Here is a 2,604-nt window from a genome sequence, read left to right as displayed (position 1 = left end):
ACGACCCTTTCTTCACTTCTACTATATAAAAAATAGTAGTGCGAACCAATGCCTTGGCCTGCACTACTAATCTTAGTATGTTTTCTTTTTTTAACTGATCAATTGCTATAGGATAAGCTGGATTTTTATCGACTGTTATAACACGAGGTTTTGAAACATGAAAAGACTGCAAGGCCTTCTTGAAAAAGCGCTTTGCAGCCTTCTGGTCTCTTGTTTTGCTCAGGTGAAAATCGATTGTATTTCCTTTCGAATCAACAGCACGATAAAGGTACATCCATTGACCTTTTACTTTGATATATGTTTCATCGACTCTCCAGAAGTCACTTGTTTGTTTAAGGTGACGTCGGATTCGTTTGTCCAATTCAGGACCGTACTGATGAACCCAACGCATAATCGTTGTATGAGAAATGGATAAGCCCCGTTTCTCCATCATTTCCACTAAATCACGAAAACTGAGGTTGTACCGTAGGTACCATCTTACCGTTAATAAAATAATATCAGGCTGATAATGCTTCCATTTGAATACATTTTCCTGTTCCATACCAATCACGCACCTTCTTTAGATTAGTAGTATCAGTATGTCCAAGATTTGTAGATTGATTGCAATTGTCCTGAAGTTTTTGCACCAGAACCCAAATACTTTAATCCAGTCTTTATTCATCTAAAAGACACCTCCAATTTTATTCTTACAAAAAAAAGCCTAAGAGAAAACTGTTAAACAGTTTCTCCCAGGCTTTTATCCTTCCGTGACACAGCAAAGCTTTGAGTTTTCTCTCGGACCAGACCAAAACTAGTGTATTGCGGAACTCTAAAAAACATTTAACATATACAATTACTTTAGATGATACATACACTTGAAAACTAATCAGTATTAAAATAGTAAGTTGTAGAAGTTATTATTCAGCAAATGGGCGCTTTAATTGAGCAGGGATCACAAAAATTATCAAACCTTTTTATAAAAGAATAAATCTGTACATTTCTACAAAAAAATAATAATATTCTCTGTAAATTATGGTTATAAATTCATCTTAGCTTGATAGCGATGTGATTAATCTCGTTATTGGAAAAATTTTTTCGTTATTTCATATAAATCACAATTAGCATCCATAATGCCAAAGCACCAAGGATAGCAAGTACTATACGAGTAGATAGTATCCGTACTTCAAAATCGGTTTTCTTGGATGGCTCAGGATATATGATTATGTAAATTCCCTTTAAAAGTGCGAGCCATGCAATAAGTGTAATGAGTCCCTGCCAATTGAATGCCCATATATTATGTAGGATAACAGTACCTAACCCTAAGAAAATCGATAAAAAGCCATACATAATCCCAAATCCTCTGTCTTCTACTACTAATTTTTTCAATTCACGTAGTACTGATGGCCGTACGAAAAGAATTCCTGATATGATAATCGTCGTCCATCCCCAAAACAGTCCTAAAAAGATGCTTGTTTCCATTATTGATCCGCTCCTTTCAACTATATTTATATTTCAAATATTTCCCCCTTAGAATTAAATCTATATATATTTTTTCATATCTTTTTTCTTTTAATTTGTTTCAATAAATGAAGTCATATAAGAGAGAAGTGCGTAACAAAATAGTTTATTAAGGTCAGTGTTTCATGTAGAACTACCGAGCCAAGAAAATACCTAACATATCGAATCAGATCAAACATAGCTTAATAATAAACAGTATCTTAAATATAGATTTACATGGTAATATAAAAAAATGACTTTTGTAATTAACAAAAGTCATTTTTTATATTTTATTGATATTTATATTACTCGACATCAAAATTATCTCGCTATTTTATCATGTGCTTTCGAATTTGTTTCTTCATTTTAATAAAACTTAATATTCCGTCAACACTGCATATGACATTAGATTTTCTCCTTGTTCCCCCTTGGGGATGAGCAGTTAGCTAATTGAGCTAGCTGTTTTGTTTTTTAACCTTTTTTGTAAGAATATAATTTATATGCATAATTTCTGAAGTGAGATTTATACTATATTTAGGTCTTAGGTCTTAACATCTAAAACCCTTATTTCAGCCTTAGACCTAATAAAGAGTCCCTCTCTCTTCCATGGGGCTAAGCAGTTAGCTTTTGCTAGCTGCTTTTTTTTACTGTACGACTTCTCTTTATTCAAATGACTCACATTATTAAAGAAACCACATACGATATCACGTATTCTTTTACATTAAGAGTTTTGGTCCTAAGAGCGGTTCTGGTGCAAAAACTTCAAGGTAATTACAAGTAATCTCTAAATCTTGGACATACTGATACTATTACTCTAAAAAGGTGTGTGATCGGTATGGAAAAGAAAAATTGGTTCAAATGGAAGCACTATCAGCCTGATATTATCTTATTAACGGTAAGATGGTGCCTACGGTACAACCTCAGTTTTCGTGATTTGGTGGAAATGATGGAGGAACGGGGTTTATCCATTTCTCATACAACGATTATGCGTTGGGTTCATCAGTATGGTCCTGAATTGGACAAACGGATCCGACGTTACCTCAAACAAACAAATGACTCTTGGAGAGTCGATGAAACATATATCAAAGTAAAAGGTCAATGGATGTACCTGTATCGTGCTGTTGATTC

At 33.7% G+C, this 2,604-nt stretch carries 3 protein-coding genes and 1 riboswitch; of the genes, 1 reads left to right on the top strand and 2 read right to left on the bottom strand.

Translation table 11 applies throughout. The features are described from left to right. Both MR065_RS26900 and MR065_RS26895 read right to left on the bottom strand, forming a co-directional pair. Positions 1–541, bottom strand: a 541-nt coding sequence (locus MR065_RS26900; RefSeq protein ID WP_242215728.1) for an IS6 family transposase, incomplete at its 3' end; no start/stop codon positions are given. A gap of 182 nt (positions 542–723) precedes the next feature. Beyond that, a riboswitch (guanidine-I (ykkC/yxkD leader) is annotated at positions 724–823 on the bottom strand. A gap of 254 nt (positions 824–1,077) precedes the next feature. Continuing rightward, positions 1,078–1,458 (bottom strand): hypothetical protein, encoded by a 381-nt coding sequence (locus MR065_RS26895; protein ID WP_242215727.1) that lies wholly within the window; start codon positions 1,456–1,458, stop codon positions 1,078–1,080. A gap of 853 nt (positions 1,459–2,311) precedes the next feature. On the opposite strand from MR065_RS26895, the gene MR065_RS26890 reads away from it, so the two are divergent. Further along, the coding region (locus tag MR065_RS26890) for an IS6 family transposase (protein WP_242215726.1) at positions 2,312–2,604 on the top strand (293 nt) is incomplete at its 3' end.

This window comes from Bacillus cereus group sp. BfR-BA-01383 (assembly GCF_022663495.1).
Lineage (GTDB): Bacteria > Bacillota > Bacilli > Bacillales > Bacillaceae_G > Bacillus_A > Bacillus_A cereus_AU.
The sequence above is the reverse complement of the archived record's forward strand: the minus strand, read 5'-3'. Positions and strand labels throughout refer to the sequence as shown.